The sequence below is a fragment of the Flavobacterium fontis genome (genome assembly GCF_900129405.1).
Classification (GTDB): domain Bacteria; phylum Bacteroidota; class Bacteroidia; order Flavobacteriales; family Flavobacteriaceae; genus Flavobacterium; species Flavobacterium fontis.
Genome location: NZ_FQVQ01000010.1, coordinates 22,414 through 37,446, shown reverse-complemented (window position 1 = coordinate 37,446; position 15,033 = coordinate 22,414). Strand labels below are relative to the sequence as shown.

14 protein-coding genes are annotated in these 15,033 nt (G+C 42.3%); 6 read left to right on the top strand and 8 right to left on the bottom strand.

From position 1 onward, the window contains the following. Positions 1-22: 22 nt before the first annotated feature. From serC to BUC17_RS09160, 3 genes are all read right to left on the bottom strand, one after another. A complete protein-coding gene (gene serC / locus BUC17_RS09170; RefSeq protein ID WP_073363562.1) occupies positions 23-1,093 on the bottom strand; it encodes a 3-phosphoserine/phosphohydroxythreonine transaminase in 1,071 nt (356 codons plus the stop codon). 137 nt (positions 1,094-1,230) lie between these two features. Continuing rightward, positions 1,231-2,628, bottom strand: coding sequence for a T9SS type A sorting domain-containing protein (locus BUC17_RS09165; protein WP_073363561.1), 1,398 nt, complete (start codon positions 2,626-2,628; stop codon positions 1,231-1,233). A gap of 34 nt (positions 2,629-2,662) precedes the next feature. Continuing rightward, a complete protein-coding gene (locus BUC17_RS09160) occupies positions 2,663-3,721 on the bottom strand; it encodes an acyl-CoA reductase (RefSeq protein ID WP_073363559.1) in 1,059 nt (352 codons plus the stop codon). Positions 3,722-3,781: 60 nt separating this feature from the next. Between BUC17_RS09160 and BUC17_RS09155 the strand changes: the two genes are divergently transcribed. The 6 genes from BUC17_RS09155 (at position 3,782) to BUC17_RS09130 (ending at position 11,870) form a co-directional block, all read left to right on the top strand. Beyond that, the gene (locus BUC17_RS09155) at positions 3,782-4,132 is read left to right on the top strand and encodes a 4Fe-4S dicluster domain-containing protein (RefSeq protein ID WP_073363558.1); all 351 of its coding nucleotides are present in this window, start codon (positions 3,782-3,784) and stop codon (positions 4,130-4,132) included. 125 nt (positions 4,133-4,257) lie between these two features. Further along, positions 4,258-5,427: a hypothetical protein gene (locus tag BUC17_RS09150; RefSeq protein ID WP_073363556.1), complete on the top strand. Its 1,170-nt coding sequence runs from the start codon at positions 4,258-4,260 to the stop codon at positions 5,425-5,427. 61 nt (positions 5,428-5,488) lie between these two features. Continuing rightward, entirely contained in the window at positions 5,489-6,583 is a 1,095-nt protein-coding gene (ychF, locus tag BUC17_RS09145; protein WP_073363555.1) for a redox-regulated ATPase YchF, read from the top strand. A 150-nt stretch (positions 6,584-6,733) separates the two neighbouring features. Next, positions 6,734-8,584: a DNA topoisomerase IV subunit B gene (locus tag BUC17_RS09140; protein ID WP_073363553.1), complete on the top strand. Its 1,851-nt coding sequence runs from the start codon at positions 6,734-6,736 to the stop codon at positions 8,582-8,584. 66 nt (positions 8,585-8,650) lie between these two features. Then, positions 8,651-9,025 (top strand): GxxExxY protein, encoded by a 375-nt coding sequence (locus BUC17_RS09135; RefSeq protein ID WP_073363552.1) that lies wholly within the window; start codon positions 8,651-8,653, stop codon positions 9,023-9,025. 124 nt (positions 9,026-9,149) lie between these two features. After that, positions 9,150-11,870, top strand: coding sequence for a DNA gyrase/topoisomerase IV subunit A (locus tag BUC17_RS09130; protein ID WP_073363550.1), 2,721 nt, complete (start codon positions 9,150-9,152; stop codon positions 11,868-11,870). Between the two features lie 186 nt (positions 11,871-12,056). Here the strand turns inward: BUC17_RS09130 and BUC17_RS09125 are convergent, their stop codons facing one another. The 5 genes from BUC17_RS09125 to BUC17_RS09105 form a co-directional block, all read right to left on the bottom strand. After that, on the bottom strand, positions 12,057-12,911 hold the full coding sequence (locus BUC17_RS09125) for a TerC family protein (RefSeq protein WP_073363549.1): 855 nt from the start codon (positions 12,909-12,911) through the stop codon (positions 12,057-12,059). 39 nt (positions 12,912-12,950) lie between these two features. After that, on the bottom strand, positions 12,951-13,328 hold the full coding sequence (locus tag BUC17_RS09120; protein WP_073363547.1) for a lipoprotein: 378 nt from the start codon (positions 13,326-13,328) through the stop codon (positions 12,951-12,953). Positions 13,329-13,388: 60 nt separating this feature from the next. After that, the gene (locus BUC17_RS09115; protein WP_073363546.1) at positions 13,389-13,616 is read right to left on the bottom strand and encodes a DUF6095 family protein; all 228 of its coding nucleotides are present in this window, start codon (positions 13,614-13,616) and stop codon (positions 13,389-13,391) included. Between the two features lie 183 nt (positions 13,617-13,799). Further along, positions 13,800-14,612, bottom strand: a complete 813-nt coding sequence (murQ, locus tag BUC17_RS09110; protein ID WP_073363544.1) for an N-acetylmuramic acid 6-phosphate etherase — start codon at positions 14,610-14,612, stop codon at positions 13,800-13,802. A gap of 2 nt (positions 14,613-14,614) precedes the next feature. After that, the gene (locus BUC17_RS09105) at positions 14,615-14,995 is read right to left on the bottom strand and encodes a PH domain-containing protein (RefSeq protein WP_073363689.1); all 381 of its coding nucleotides are present in this window, start codon (positions 14,993-14,995) and stop codon (positions 14,615-14,617) included. Between the last annotated feature and the right edge of the window lie 38 nt (positions 14,996-15,033).

The window sequence follows — 15,033 nt, the reverse complement described above, 5'->3', positions numbered from 1 at the left end:
CTCCTATCCGGGCTAGTCCGATTTAAATCGAACGCTCCAATTCTTGCATTGTGTTTACTAAAATTTGGACACTTTCCAACGGTAAAGCGTTGTACATCGAAGCCCGATATCCGCCTACCGAACGGTGGCCGTTCAACCCCGAAATACCCGCCGCTTTCCAAAGAGCATCAAACTTTTCGGTATGTGCCGGGTCCTTCAATAAAAAGGTGGCATTCATGGTACTGCGATCTTCAATAGCGGCAGTGCCTTCAAACAAAGGGTTACGGTCAATTTCGGCATACAACAAGGCCGCTTTTGCTGCATTGATTTTTTCGATACCTGCAATGCCGCCTTGCTTTTTCAACCATTGCAAGGTGAGTAATGAGGCATACACCGGAAAAACCGCAGGTGTATTGTACATGCTTTCCCCTTTGATCTGTTTTTGGTAGTCCATCATGCTGGGTAAGGTGCGGCCTGTTTTTCCTAACAATTCTTCTTTAATGACCACTAAGGTTGTCCCTGCCGGCCCCATGTTTTTTTGGGCGCCCGCATAAATTAAAGCAAATTGTGAAAAGTCAAGACTGCGTGAAAATATATCCGAACTCATGTCGCATATCATGGGAACATCCGTTTTCGGAAACGATTTCATCTGGGTACCAAAAATGGTGTTGTTACTTGTGCAGTGGAAATAATCAGCCTCCGCCGGAATGGTGTAGTCTTTCGGGATATAATTGAAATTGGCGGCTTTCGATGAAGCAACCACTTCGGTTTCTCCAAACAACTGTGCCTCTTTAATAGCATTGGCAGCCCAGGTACCCGTTTCTAAGTACGCGGCTTTCCCATCGACTTTCATAAAATTGTAAGGAACCCGTAAAAACTCCATACTGGCACCGCCTTGTAAAAACAAAACTTGGTAGCCTTTTCCCTCCAAGCCAAGCAATTCCAAAACCAAAGCGCGGGCTTCTTCCATAACGGCAATAAAATCTTTGCTGCGGTGCGAAATTTCTAAAATCGACAAGCCCGATTGATTAAAATCCAATATCGCTTGTGCCGATTGTTCAAAAACTTCTTGGGGGAGAATGCAGGGTCCTGCGCTGTAATTGTGTTTTTTCATGATCAACTATCCAATAAATTCGTGTTATGTTGTTGTGTGGGTGCAAATTTCAACATTACGCGAGAGATATCCGATTTTGAACGAATGGAATCCAATTCGACTTATCAACTAAAACGTTTTAGTTGATAAGTAGTTTATTAGTTTTTTAAGAATTTTGTTGTGAAAATCACACCGTTTTTATCGGTGGCTTGTAGCATGTACATCCCGCTTTCCAAGTGAGCGATAGAAATAAATCTATTTTCATTCGTAAACGATAATGATTTGCCGCTTACATCATAAAGGGTCAAGTTTTGAAAGCTAAAATCAGCTGGTAATTGAATGTAATCGTGAGCAGGATTGGGAGCGATAACCAAAGTAGCGTTTGAAAATGTGGAATTTCCCAAACTTGCAAAAGGCACGAAATAGGCTTTACCGTCATAAGGGCTAGGGTTGTTTTCTAAGGGCGCTCCGATACCTAAACCACTGCTGTTTATCGCGAGGACACTTCCGAAGGCATCATCTTGAAAATCGGTTCCTTGGCCATAAAGCGTCAAGGTGTGATTCCAGGTGTTGTTTGCATATTGATAGATTCGTAAAGGAAATTTTCGCTCTATTTGTAACGTGTAATTATTTGTTCCAATAGCCATAATATCGCCTTCAATTTTCAACCCGTTGACCATAGAATCGCCGTAATTTAGATTCATAGTATTTGAATTGGTCCACCCCATTCCATTGTGTTCAAAGCTTGTTAGATAATTGGCCGAGAAATCATTCGTTAAGACGAGGAGTTTATTGTTGTGAAAGGCAAAATCCTTAATCACATTTGCAGAAGTATTGTTAAAATTGAAAGCCGCATTTTCAACCCAAGTACTTCCGTTCCAATCATAGGCTTTCAACGATTGAAAGTCACCCGAGGTGTAATATGAATTACCAGTTCCAATGAAAATTCGGTTGTTATGGGTCCAAATTTTACTCCCAAAAAAGGGTGTTCCCGGGGCTGTAATTTGTTGAATATAATTGTAGGTTGTACCATTGAATTGGTAAACATAGACCGAACCTGCATTGCCGCTTAAGCTGGAAATCTGACTCACAAACAGGAAGTTGCCCAAAATATGGATGTTTTTTCCAAACTGATCCTCAGCTGTTGGATTCTGGGCTGTTAGGGTTTGGACCAATGTCCCTGTTGTTGAATTTTCAAAAACGTAGACACTACCCGCGTTCGCAACCGACCCATCTTTACCCGGTGCACCTGCTACAACAAAATTTTGATTGACATCTATACTGTAGGCAAAATCGTCTTCCGCCGTCAAGGTTGGAATGTCATAAAAATTGGTTTGTACTACGTTTCCTAATGTGCAGTCAAATCGGTAAATCTTACCCTTTTGCGCATTAAAGGTTGTGTTTTGAGTCGTCGCAAATAAATGATTGTTTTCATCCAAAACCACTCGCTTACCAAAGGCACTACCAGAAAACCCTGAAGAGGGATAAATAGGTGAGAGGGTTTGGGAATTTGCAAAAAAAGAAATAAAAACGAATACAAGTACTAGTGGCTTCATACAATTACATTTTAAAGTAAATGTAGTGTTTTTTTTATATCGTTTGTAAAAAAGCCAAGGTGTCTACATGATCGGCATAATCCCATAATTCAGGACGTTGGGTTTTTCCAAAAGGGATGCTGTCGGCAATTAGTCCGTTGGATACAATGCATTGCAACTGATCGGCCTCTTCTGTAAGTCGTTTTTTTACCTCGTCCAAATGCGTGTAGTATTCATAAAAAACAGAGGAAATTGGGGAGGCAAAGCCCGAATCTTCTTTCAAGGTTAAAAAACCATTGTCCAAAATCGGAAACAGACTCATCAAAAATACCGCTTTGTTGTAATCATAATTGTTGGCGTATTTTTCATAGTCAATACAATCCTTGTAGGTGTACATCGCTTCAAAAAATAGGTCAAACGTGTAGCCTTTGGGAACAAATAATTTCGAAACATTGCGGCATCCCAGTCCAAAATAGCGAAAAATATCTTCGCCCAACTGAATTAAGTCGTCTTTGGTTTCACTACCGTCCAACACGGCGACTGAATTTCGGTTTTTACGAATGATAGACGGTTTGTCTTTAAAATAATACTCAAAATAACGCGCGGTATTGTTGCTTCCTGTTGCGATAACGGCTTCAAATCCTTCAAGTTTTCCCGCGGTAAAGGTGATACAATCGGCTATTCTGGGTTCACAAGCGATCAAATATTCCACCAAAAAAGGGACCATTTTTTGATCGTTGGACGATGTTTTGATGAGGGCTTTGTGTCCCGAAACCAATACACTCAACACGTCATGAAACCCCACCAACGGAATATTTCCCGCCAACACCAAGCCCACCGTTTTGGGTGTGATCCCTCCAAAATCATAGGGTTGCAGCCACTTGTTTAGGTTGGATTCGGTGAGTGCTTGAGCCCATGATTGCACCGCAAACCGCATTTGTTCGGGGGTAAACCATCCGTTATAATTTTGCGCCGATTCGAGTTGCCCTACCATACGGTCAAAAAACAATTCGTTGTGTAAAACCGCTGGATTTTTGGTAGGAGTCGTGGTGCCAAATTGCTGTAAAAAATGGCCTAAGTGAACCAACGCTGATTTTTTATCGAATTGTAACATGGGTTGCTTGTGTATGAAGGGTATTGATTGTAAATTTGCACAAAACTAATAAAATTCGCTATGGCAATCAAAATAACTGACGAGTGCATCAATTGTGGTGCTTGCGAGCCGGAATGTCCGAATACTGCGATTTATGAAGGTGCGGATAACTGGCGCTATAAAGACGGTACAAAATTACGCGGAACGGTTGTCCTTCCCGACGGAACGTCTATTGATGCGGATGCGCCACAACGACCGATTTCAGACGACTTGTATTACATTGTCCCTGGTAAATGTACCGAGTGTAAAGGGTTTCACGAAGAACCTCAATGCGCTGCCGTATGTCCCGTTGACTGTTGTGTACCCGATGACGATCATGTGGAAAGTGAAGAAACGTTGTTGAACCGTCAATCGTTTTTGCACAACGAATAAACGTATTCAAGCTTTTTAAAAATGTACACACCTGACGCTTTTCAGGTGTTTTTTTATGTCTTTTTGTTAAAAGCTTGTCTATTTTAAGGTGTTTTTCTTAAATTTGAGAACAAACCCTACTAGCGATGCGTACGTTTCTACTGTTTTGGTTCGGATGTCTCCTGACGATCGCGCATGCCCAACAAGGCGATATTCATTTGGTGTTTAAAGATGCCGAAACGCAAGCCCCTATTGAAGACGTGACCGTTACGGTTTTACGTACCAAGCAAAATTATATCAGCAATCCCGAAGGGCGCGTGTCCTTTGCGCTTACCGGGGTGTCTAGTATTCAAATAGCCCACTCGAGTTACGAAAGTCAGAGTGTTCGCTCGACCGCTTTGAAGCTGAAAGAAAATGTGATTTTTCTTAAAAGTGCTGTAAATACCCTTGATGAAATTGTGATTACCAAACAGCATCCCCAAAAAATACTCAAAGGGTTAATCGAAAACTCGGTAGATAAATTAACGACTCCTTGCCGCTTGAAAGTCTATTCCCGTGAATTTTTTAAACGCAATGGGAACTATATGTTTTACAACGATGGGTTGTTGCATTTTCAGATTTCAGGGAAAAATAAAGACTTTAAAAACGACATACTCGTGGAGCAAAATCGTTCCATCGGGTTGGTGGATGCCGATGTTTCGCAAGATTTGTTAGGGTACGATTTGAATAACATTATGGGGAATTATTACAATTTTAAATACCTCGAACCCTTGTTGGAGGCTCGCGCACGGAAGGATTACGATTTTTTAATTAAATCCTACACTAAAAATGACAATTATTATTTGATGGTCATCAATCCCCTTGATCCCGTGAAAGGATTTAAAGACGATTATACCATTTTATACGATAAAAAAAAGAAAATCATTCTAGAGGTTAGCTCCTCTGTGACCCCCAACGCCGTGGCCAATGCCCCCGAAAAGCGAAGTGTGGGTGCGCGTAATCTCTACAAATCCAATTACAAAAATATCTATCGGTATGCGGGGGATAATGAGTATTATTTGTTGAGTTCCCGCGAGGAGATTGGTTTTGAGCGGGTCGATAAGAAGGATGTTCGCACCGAGATTGAAGTCCGCAATTACTTCATCACCACAGGGTTTAGTCGCAACGAATTTTCGTTCAAAGAGAGCGAAATTTTCAAAGACAAAGCCCTTTTTAACCTAAAAGATAAAATTCTTACCGATTATTGGAATGTTTCAGGATTGGTACCCACCCCCGAAGAGGAAACCATTATCAAGAACATCTCCGACGAGCCTTAGATTTTTGCTGTTTTTTGAATGGGTTTAATGCGCTATATTTGCCCCACAAAAATAAAAATCAATGAAAGCAGGTATCGTGGGATTACCCAATGTAGGGAAATCAACTCTTTTTAATTGTTTGTCCAATGCCAAAGCGCAAAGTGCCAACTTTCCGTTTTGTACCATTGAACCGAATATTGGGGTAGTCAATGTACCCGATCCACGTTTGGAGAAATTGGAAGAATTGGTCAATCCAGAACGGGTATTGCCCGCTACTGTTGAAATTGTAGATATTGCAGGATTGGTAAAAGGCGCTAGTAAAGGGGAAGGGTTAGGAAACCAGTTTTTGGCCAATATTCGGGAGTGTAATGCGATTATTCACGTACTTCGTTGTTTTGACAACGACAATATTGTACACGTAGATGGTAATGTGAATCCGATTCGCGATAAAGAAACTATCGATATCGAATTGCAGCTAAAAGATCTTGAAACCGTTGAAAAACGCCTCGAAAAAGTGAATCGAACGGCCAAAGCAGGTATCAAAGAAGCCGTTTTGGAACAGTCGTTGTTGAACCAAATTCGCGATTTGTTGTTGCAAGGAAAATCTGCACGAACCGTGGTGGCGCAAAACCAAGATGAAGCCGATTTGTTGGAAGCCTTTCAATTGATTACGACCAAGCCGGTGCTTTATGTATGTAATGTAGATGAAAATTCAGCAGTAAACGGCAATGCCTATGTCGATCAAGTGCGCGAATTGGTGAAGTCAGAAAATGCAGAAGTATTGGTGTTGGCGGTTGCTACTGAGGCCGATATTACCGAACTTGAAACCTATGAAGAACGCCAAATGTTTTTAGAAGACATGGGCTTGGACGAACCTGGCGTTTCCAAATTGATACGGGCAGCCTATCGTTTGCTGAACTTACAAACCTATTTTACAGCCGGTGTGAAAGAAGTGCGCGCCTGGACCATCCATGTAGGCGATACCGCACCCAAAGCAGCCGGTGTAATCCATACTGATTTTGAAAAAGGATTCATTCGAGCTGAGGTGATCGCCTATGATGATTATGTGCAATTCGGTTCTGAAGCGAAAGTCAAAGAAGCAGGAAAACTCCGCGTTGAAGGAAAAGAATATATTGTGAAAGACGGCGATGTGATGCATTTCCGTTTTAATGTATAAATACGCGAAAAGTATGTTGGAGAAGCACGGTTTTTTACCGTGTTTTTTTTTGAGTGAATGTCAAAAACATTATTGATAACTTTCCATTTTTTACCTTCCAAAACCGCTTCGGAAGCCTTATATTAGCTGAAATTCGTTACAATTTTGAATATGGCTGAACAGGTGCAATATAATGAAGATAACATACGCTCACTCGATTGGAAGGAGCATATTCGGATGCGTCCGGGTATGTACATCGGAAAATTAGGAGACGGTTCTTCACCCGACGATGGTATTTATATTTTACTCAAAGAAGTCATCGACAACTGTATTGACGAATTTGTCATGGGCTCCGGAAAAACCATCGAAGTAACCATCAAAGACAAATTGGTAACCGTTCGCGATTACGGTCGTGGTATTCCGCTCGGGAAAGTGGTCGATGTGGTGTCCAAAATGAATACGGGTGGAAAATACGACTCCAAAGCCTTTAAAAAGTCTGTAGGTTTAAATGGTGTTGGTACCAAAGCGGTCAATGCGTTGTCTAACTTTTTCCGTGTGGAATCCGTGCGGGATAACCAACAAAAAGCGGCTGAATTCTCGGCAGGGAATTTAACTGTGGAAGAAGATATCCAAGAATCGACCAAACGCCGCGGTACTAAAGTCTCCTTTATCGCCGACGATACCATTTTCAAAAACTACAAATACCGCAACGAGTATGTAGTACGAATGTTGAAAAACTATTGTTACCTCAATACCGGGTTGACGATTTATTTCAATGGCGAAAAATACTACTCCGATTTTGGTTTAAAGGATTTACTACAAGAAACCATCACAGAAGAGGATTCGGTGTATCCGATTATTCATTTGGTGGGGGATGATATTGAATTGGCCCTTACCCATAGTAAAACGCAATACTCAGAGGAATACCACTCCTTTGTCAACGGTCAAAACACGACCCAAGGAGGAACCCACTTAAACGCTTTTCGCGAATCGGTGGTAAAAACGATACGGGATTTTTACAATAAAAACTTCGAAGCCTCCGATATTCGTAAGTCGATCGTGGCCGCCGTTTCGGTGAAAGTCGAAGAGCCCGTTTTTGAATCCCAAACCAAAACCAAATTGGGCTCCACTGATATTGGTCCCAATGGCCCCACGATTCGAACCTTCATCAATGACTTTGTGTCGACCAAATTGGACAATTATTTGCATAAAAATCCAGAAGCGGCCGAAGCCTTGTTGAAAAAGATATTGCAAGCAGAACGCGAACGGAAAGAGCTGTCGGGCATCCGTAAGTTGGCTCGTGATCGCGCGAAAAAAGCAAGTTTGCACAATAAAAAACTCCGTGACTGTCGTATTCATCTTACCGATACCAAGAACGAACGCTGCCTTGAAAGTACCTTGTTCATCACCGAGGGGGACTCGGCTTCGGGGTCGATCACCAAAAGTCGCGATGTGAATACGCAAGCCGTTTTTAGTTTACGCGGGAAGCCGTTGAATTCTTATGGCATGTCCAAAAAGATTGTGTATGAAAATGAGGAGTTCAATTTGCTCCAAGCGGCTTTGGATATTGAAGAAGATTACGAAAGCTTGCGCTACAACAATATCGTAATCGCCACCGATGCCGACGTCGATGGGATGCATATTCGTTTGTTGTTGATTACATTTTTCTTGCAGTTTTTCCCCGAATTAATCAAAGAAGGACATTTGTTTATTTTGCAAACGCCACTATTCCGGGTGCGCAACAAAAAAGAAACCATCTATTGCTACAGCGACGAAGAACGTGTCGCGGCCATTGAAAAGTTAAAACCCAAACCCGAAATCACGCGATTCAAGGGATTAGGTGAAATTTCGCCCGACGAGTTCAAGTATTTCATTGGCGAAGATATTCGACTCGATCCGGTGATGCTGGATAAAGCCACGTCGATTGAAACGTTATTGGAGTTTTATATGGGCAAAAATACCCCCGACCGTCAAGATTTCATTATCAATAATTTGAAAGTGGAGTTGGATGTCATAGAATAAGGGGAGCACAAAGTCACACAAAGTGGGGCACAATGTATACAAAGATGAATTTAATGTTGAGGAAATATGAAAGAGGAAAATGAAATCAGTAGAATGGTATTGCAATGTGCTTATAAAGTTCATACAAAACTAGGTTCGGGACTATTAGAAAAAGTATATCGTGAGTGTTTAGCTTATGAATTGAGAAAAGAAGGTTTGATTGTAGAGCAAGAAAAACCATTTCCTGTATACTATGAAGAGGTAAAAATGGATTGCGGTTACAGAGTTGATTTGTTCATAAATAATAAAGTAATAGTTGAATTAAAAGTAGTAGACGAATTTACAATTGAACACATCGCACAATGCTTAACCTACATGCGTCTTTCAGAAAGTAGATTAGGTTTGTTGTTGAATTTCTACAAAAAATCTATGAAAGATGGAATTAAACGATTAGTACTTTGAGAATGTATTTTTAAACATTTTTGAATTAATACAACATCGAGAAACATTGTGTATCACTTTGTGAAACATTGTGAACCAAAAGAAAAAAAGTATTTCTGTAAAATAGAAAGTGAATACATAAAAAATGAGAGACGAAGAAGAGGATATCGTTCCCAATGAAGACGGATCGCAAGACGATTCAGGTAACGATACACCGCAAGAGCACACCGAAGAAGGCTTTGACGACGTAATTCGTCCCGCTTCCGGTAGTCATTTTTACGAAAACGATGAAAATCCAGAGGATACCATTACCAAAGTAACCGGTATGTACAAGGATTGGTTCTTGGATTATGCGTCGTATGTCATCCTAGAGCGCGCGGTGCCTGCGATTGAGGACGGATTCAAACCCGTGCAACGTCGTATTATGCACTCCATGAAAGAGTTGGACGACGGTCGCTACAACAAAGTGGCGAATATCGTTGGACATACCATGCAGTACCATCCGCACGGTGATGCGAGTATTGGGGATGCCATCGTGCAAATCGGTCAAAAAGACTTGCTCATCGATATGCAAGGAAACTGGGGGAATATCCTCACCGGTGACGGGGCTGCGGCTTCCCGTTATATCGAAGCGCGTATCTCCAAATTGGGGCAGGATATTTTGTATTCACCCAAAGTAACCAATTGGCAACTCAGCTATGACGGTCGTAAAAATGAACCGATTCATTTACCGGTAAAGTTTCCGTTATTGCTCGCACAAGGCGCAGAAGGAATTGCCGTGGGGTTGTCGACCAAGATTTTACCGCATAATTTCAACGAACTCATCGACGCTTCCATCAAGGTGTTGAAAGGAAAGTCGTTTACTTTATATCCCGATTTCCCTACAGCGGGTATTGCCGATATGTCCAATTATAATGACGGGATGCGCGGCGGTCGTGTTCGCGTTCGTGCCAAAATCTCGCAATTGGATAAGCAAACCTTGGTGATTACCCAAATTCCGTTTTCAACGAATACATCGACCTTGATTGATAGTATTTTGAAAGCGAATGAAAAAGGGAAAATCAAAGTCAAAAAAATTGAAGACAATACAGCCGCTGAAGTAGAGATTCTAATTCATCTACCGCCCGGCGTTTCTCCCGATAAAACCATTGATGCCTTGTATGCGTTCACGGCTTGTGAAACGTCCATTGCGCCACTGGGCTGTGTGATTGTCGATAACAATCCGGTGTTTATGGGTGTTTCGGAAATGTTGCGCATTTCGACCGAACGCACCAAAAACTTGCTTAAACGCGAGTTGGAAATCCAGTTGGACGAACTCGAAAACAAGTGGCATTTGTCCACCTTGGAGAAGATTTTCATTCGGGAAGAAATGTACATCGATTTCAAATTGTACTCCGATCGCGAAAATTTATACCAGTACTTGTACCAACGTTTTGAGCCGTTTAAAAAGGATTTCGTTCGCGATATCCACGACGACGATTTACAAAAGCTGACACAGATTCCGATGATTCGTATTACCCGATTTGACTCGGATAAGGCCGATGACGCCATTGCCAAATTGGAAGCCGAAATGGAGCAAGTGAAACACGACTTGGAACATTTGACCGACTATGCCATTGCGTTTTTCCAAAACATCAAAGACAAATACGGTAAAGGGCGGGAACGACAAACGGAAATTCGCAACTTCGATACCATCGAAGCGACCAAAGTGGTGTTGCGCAATACCAAATTGTACGTTAACCGCGAAGAAGGTTTTATTGGAACGAGTTTAAAACGCGATGAATACGTGGCCGATTGCTCGGATATCGATGATGTGATTGTGTTTTTGCGCGATGGGAAAATGATGATCTCCAAAGTGGACGATAAAAAGTTCATCGGGAAAGATATTATCCATGTGGCGGTTTTTGACAAAAACGACAAACGCACCATTTACAATATGATTTACCGCGACGGGAAGAACGGCGCTTCGTTTATCAAACGTTTTAACGTAAGTGGCGTCACTCGCGATAAGTTTTACGACTTAACCCAAGAAAAAGCGGGCAGTATGGTGTTGTATTTTTCTGCGAATCCTAATGGAGAAGCCGAAACCGTAACCATTTTGTTGCGTCAAGTGGGTAGTGTGAAAAAGCTGAAATGGGATGTTGACTTTGCCGAAATCATGATTAAGGGTCGGGCCTCCCGCGGCAATACCGTGAGCAAATACCCAATCAAGAAAATTGAATTGAAAGAAAAAGGGATTTCGACACTCCGTCCGCGTAAAGTGTGGTTTGACGATACGGTACAACGGTTAAATGTGGATGGTCGGGGCGAACTTTTGGGCGAATTCAAACCCAACGATCGGTTGTTGATCATCAACCAAAGTGGAAAATTGAAAACGATTATTCCGGAATTGACGACCCACTTTGACGAAGACATGATCGTATTGGAAAAATGGAATCCGAAGAAACCGATTTCCTGTATTTATTATGATGGCGAAAAAGAACGCTATTTTGTTAAGCGTTTCTTGGTGGAGAATGAAAATAAGGAGGAAACATTTATTTCGGAACACGAGAAATCGCAATTGGAAATAGTTTCTACCGATTGGCGTCCTGTGGCTGAGGTGATTTATGCCAAAGTGAAAGGCGTGCAAAAGGAAAATCAGGTGGTCGATTTGGAGCAATTTATTGCCGTGAAAGGTATTAAAGCGCTCGGCAACCAATTGACCGCTGATAAATTGAAACAAATCAATTTATTAGACCCGTTGCCGTATGAAGAACCCGAAGAAGAACCGGAAGTAATAGCAGTAACGGAAGGCGAAGAAGGTGAAAACCCTGATATTCCCACGGAATTAGATGACGATGGTCAAATTACTTTGGCTTTGGAATAAAAAAAGGAAACCTGTTCGAAAGAGCAGGTTTTTTTTGTGGTAAGTATTCGTGAATCTTGCACTCCCCCCGCGTTAGGGATGGGAGCAAGGTACCCTGCCGCAGCCTTGAGGCAAGGTCGGTACCGCGTACAGCCCGGCGGGAACCGCAACGCCCAAAAAAAAAGCACCCCGAAAGGTGCTCTGTTATTAATTGGTGATGTCGGTATCTTTTAGTTTTTCGTCGTGGATGGTATTGTTGCGTAATTGGACGGGTTTCTTGCTCGATTTTTTCATTTTCATGTTCAAAAACTCCACGAACAGCGAGAAGAAAATTGCGAAATACAAATACCCTTTGGGGATGCTGTGGACCTCGTTGTGGCCAAAGAAGGTGAAATGCGCGAGGTGCGACCCTTCGGCGAGCAACATGACACCAATTAAGATGAGAAACGATAAGCCCAGAATTTGTATCGTAGGATGCTCGTTGACGAATTTTGATACGGGTCCGGCGAAAATCATCATGATGATTATCGAAATCACTACGGAGAGAATCATGATAATCAAAGCCGCTTCGCCAAACCCTTTGGGCGCGGGTTCGCTACTTACCAAGCCGACAGCCGTAAGAATACTGTCGAATGAAAATACGATGTTTAAAAGGGCAATTTGAAGGATGGCTCCCGACAAGGAGGTGGAAGCTTTGCCGCTTTCGCTATCCTCTTCGCCTTCGAGTTTGTGGTGAATTTCGGTCACCGATTTGTACAATAGAAAAAGGCCTCCAGCAAAAATGATCAAACTTTGCCCGGTTACGTGCCCCGAGAGAAAGCCCCAGTCGAAATCAAAAATGGTGGCTTTCAAACTCATGACCCACGTGATGCCGAAAAGTAATACGATACGAAAGGCCATCGCCAAAATTAATCCGATGCGGCGCGCTTTGGGTTGGTCTTCAGCTTTGAGTTTTCCTGAAACAATCGATAAAAAGACAATGTTGTCGATACCGAGAATAATCTCCAAAAAGGTAAGGGTCAATAACGCAATCAGCGCATTGGACGAGAATAAAATTTCCATGTAAGGTTAGGTTTAGGTTTTCAGTCAGTTGTACGCAAATCAATCGTTTTTTGTTACGGTTCCGAGTTGTTTATTGACATCCCCCACGAAAGAATATTCCATAATGTACTGATTGTCTTTGGTTTCGACAATTTTCATACTGATGGCTTTTTTCTCTTCGCGGTTGCGCGGATTTTTTTTCTGAATAATAAGTTCGCAATCGTTGACCCAGCGCACGTTGGCGGTATCCGTTCGCCCTTGATAGGTTTCAATTTGCTCATCGGCAGTGCGCACAAAGCGGGTAGTGTCTTGCTTCCCGTTGATGGTTTGTACAAATTCGAAGGTACCGGTTTTAAAATCAGTACAATTGCATTCCGGCATTTTTTGACAGGCCGAAACGGTGAGAAGAACTAAAAAGAGACTCGTTATTTTTTTCATATTATTTTTTCATATAATTTTTTAGAGCCTGTCTACTGGCAGGCTGATCTGGGCTAGGGGTTAGGGATTGCCATCGAAAAGCGCTTTCATCATCGTTTGTAATCCTTTAAAGGCCAGCACCACCGAAGTGATGCATATTCCACATCCGATGGCCAATACCAAATAATGCCAATTCGTGTGTTTGTTCATAAAGGCATTGTACATCACACTCGGACCGATGAACATGAGTGGCAATGCCCCGAAGAGAAATTTAATGCCTTTGGCTAAGAGGGTTTTGTTGGTACTCATTGTTTAGTAATTTGTGACTAGTGACTAGTGACTAGTGACTAGTGATTAGTGATTAGACTAGTGACCTGCTTGTGCCAGCAGGCTGGTTAGTTACTAGTTATTGGATTAGCTACGAAACTATGGGGCTGATTAGTAAAGCATTTACCCTTCACTTTGTATAATTTAAAATTTATAATTTAAAATTTATAATTTAAAATTTTCAACAGCCTTTCTAACGCTGCCGTGGGTTAACAGCAAGTGGTTGGCGGTTTCATAATCGACGCCAATTTCGTCCATAATCATGCGGGTGCCGCGGTCAACGAGTTTGGCGTTGCTCAATTGCATATCGACCATTTTGTTGCCTTTGACCCGTCCCAACTGAATCATGGTAGCAGTGGAGAGCATGTTGAGCACCAACTTTTGAGCCGTACCCGCTTTCATGCGACTGCTTCCGGTGACAAATTCGGGTCCAACCACCACTTCTACCGGGAATTGCGCTACCAAAGCCAGCGGACTTCCAGCATTGCAGGTGATACTGCCCGTGACAATACTATTTTTGTGACAGGCTTCCAAGCCCGAAATAACATAAGGTGTAGTACCCGAAGCAGCAATACCCACTACAACATCGCCAGCAGTTATTCCCGCCGCTTTCAAATCGAGCCAGGCTTGTGTGGTGCTGTCCTCGGCGTTTTCAACCGCGCGCCGAATGGCTTGGTCGCCTCCGGCAATGATTCCGTTGACCAATTCGTGCGGTACGCCAAAAGTAGGCGGGCATTCAGACGCATCCACAATACCCAAACGACCTGATGTTCCCGCGCCAATATAAAACAATCGTCCGCCTTCTTTTAGGGCGTTGACTGTAGCATTAACGAGCGCCTCGATTTGTGGCAAGGCTTTTTCAACGGCCAAGGGAACTGTTTGGTCTTCGTGGTTGATGTGGGTGAGTAATTCGTGAACCGACATCTGTTCCAAATGCTCATATTTTGAGGACTGTTCAGTAGTTTTTGTAAAAGTCATAACTATTTACAGGTGTAATAGGTAATGATTTTTTGCACATCGTATACATTCACTGATTTGTTGAATTGTTTAACGATACTCGCATTGGCTTCGCTAGAAACCCATATTTTCAATTCAGCATCCAAGTCCAACGTGCCGGCACTTTCTACACTAAAACGGGTGATGCTTTTGTAGGGAATCGATTTGTATTCGACTTTACTCCCTGTAATCCCTTGTTTTTCTACCAGAAGAATGCGTTTGTTGGTAAATAAAAACGTGTCGCGAATCAGTTTGAATCCGATTTCAATCGTTTCGCCTTCGATCAATAATTTTCCATATTCGTTTTGCAAGCTTTCCAGACTCACTTGTCCAGCGTTGCCCATTAAGGCTGAAAATAATCCCATGATTTTTGTGTTTTTCGATGGAATAAAGGTACACATTC

What these genes read in the sequence shown, in the direction of transcription:
- serC (WP_073363562.1), bottom strand. Translation starts at nt 1,093, where the DNA reads ATGAAAAAACACAATTACAGCGCAGGACCCTGCATTCTCCCCCAAGAA.
- BUC17_RS09165 (WP_073363561.1), bottom strand. Translation starts at nt 2,628, where the DNA reads ATGAAGCCACTAGTACTTGTATTCGTTTTTATTTCTTTTTTTGCAAAT.
- BUC17_RS09160 (WP_073363559.1), bottom strand. Translation starts at nt 3,721, where the DNA reads ATGTTACAATTCGATAAAAAATCAGCGTTGGTTCACTTAGGCCATTTT.
- BUC17_RS09155 (WP_073363558.1), top strand. Translation starts at nt 3,782, where the DNA reads ATGGCAATCAAAATAACTGACGAGTGCATCAATTGTGGTGCTTGCGAG.
- BUC17_RS09150 (WP_073363556.1), top strand. Translation starts at nt 4,258, where the DNA reads ATGCGTACGTTTCTACTGTTTTGGTTCGGATGTCTCCTGACGATCGCG.
- ychF (WP_073363555.1), top strand. Translation starts at nt 5,489, where the DNA reads ATGAAAGCAGGTATCGTGGGATTACCCAATGTAGGGAAATCAACTCTT.
- BUC17_RS09140 (WP_073363553.1), top strand. Translation starts at nt 6,734, where the DNA reads ATGGCTGAACAGGTGCAATATAATGAAGATAACATACGCTCACTCGAT.
- BUC17_RS09135 (WP_073363552.1), top strand. Translation starts at nt 8,651, where the DNA reads ATGAAAGAGGAAAATGAAATCAGTAGAATGGTATTGCAATGTGCTTAT.
- BUC17_RS09130 (WP_073363550.1), top strand. Translation starts at nt 9,150, where the DNA reads ATGAGAGACGAAGAAGAGGATATCGTTCCCAATGAAGACGGATCGCAA.
- BUC17_RS09125 (WP_073363549.1), bottom strand. Translation starts at nt 12,911, where the DNA reads ATGGAAATTTTATTCTCGTCCAATGCGCTGATTGCGTTATTGACCCTT.
- BUC17_RS09120 (WP_073363547.1), bottom strand. Translation starts at nt 13,328, where the DNA reads ATGAAAAAAATAACGAGTCTCTTTTTAGTTCTTCTCACCGTTTCGGCC.
- BUC17_RS09115 (WP_073363546.1), bottom strand. Translation starts at nt 13,616, where the DNA reads ATGAGTACCAACAAAACCCTCTTAGCCAAAGGCATTAAATTTCTCTTC.
- murQ (WP_073363544.1), bottom strand. Translation starts at nt 14,612, where the DNA reads ATGACTTTTACAAAAACTACTGAACAGTCCTCAAAATATGAGCATTTG.
- BUC17_RS09105 (WP_073363689.1), bottom strand. Translation starts at nt 14,995, where the DNA reads ATGGGATTATTTTCAGCCTTAATGGGCAACGCTGGACAAGTGAGTCTG.